Raw genomic sequence first — 702 nt, forward strand, 5'->3', positions numbered from 1 at the left:
GTGAGGGACCAGGCGAGCGCACCCAGGGCGATTCCTGGGCCGAGGGTGCGCAGGTGCAGCAGCGGTCCGGCATCCCTGGCGCCACTGAGCAGGAAGTTGGCGAGCTGACGAACCCGTTTGCCCGGCAGTCGGGCGGCGACGCTGTCCAGGGTGGCCTGCAGCCACGGCCAGGCGACGGCCAGGCACAGCGCCAGAAGGAATCCCAGCACGACGCCGACCAGCAGGCCAAAAGCCGGGATCAGCGTGGCCGCGCCGAGTCCAAGGAAGACTATGACCAGCAGATCGAGCCCACGCTCGTAGATGAAGGTGCCCAGCACCGTCCTGGGCGGCACCTGGCACAGCCCGAAATAGCGGATCCGCAGCAGCTCCCCGGCCTTGCCAGGGGATGCGGTAAAGGCGAAGCCGGCCAGGTACGCGCGTAGGCCCGCCCACCACGGAAACGCGCGATGTCCTTGGGCGGACAGCGCGGTATGCCAGCGCTGGTAGCGAATCGCGAAGCTGAGCAGGACCAGTACCGCGCATACGGCAAGAGGGCCCGACAGGTCCGCCAGCCTCGACAGGATCCCGGTGCCGTGGTCCAGATACACCAACAGCCCCAGATAGCCGGCACCGATAACCAGCAGAAAAGCGACCGAGCGCTTCCGCTTGGTGTCCGGATCGGGTGCGAGGGGGCTATCGTGAAGCGGGCGCATGGGTCGGAGC

1 protein-coding gene is annotated in these 702 nt (G+C 67.9%); it reads right to left on the bottom strand.

The genetic code is table 11. From position 1 onward, the window contains the following. On the bottom strand, positions 1 to 692 hold a 692-nt coding region (locus ACXJKJ_RS30650; protein ID WP_457395231.1), incomplete at its 3' end, for a lysylphosphatidylglycerol synthase domain-containing protein. Positions 693 to 702 lie beyond the last annotated feature (10 nt).

This window comes from Roseateles sp. P5_E1 (assembly GCF_054049335.1).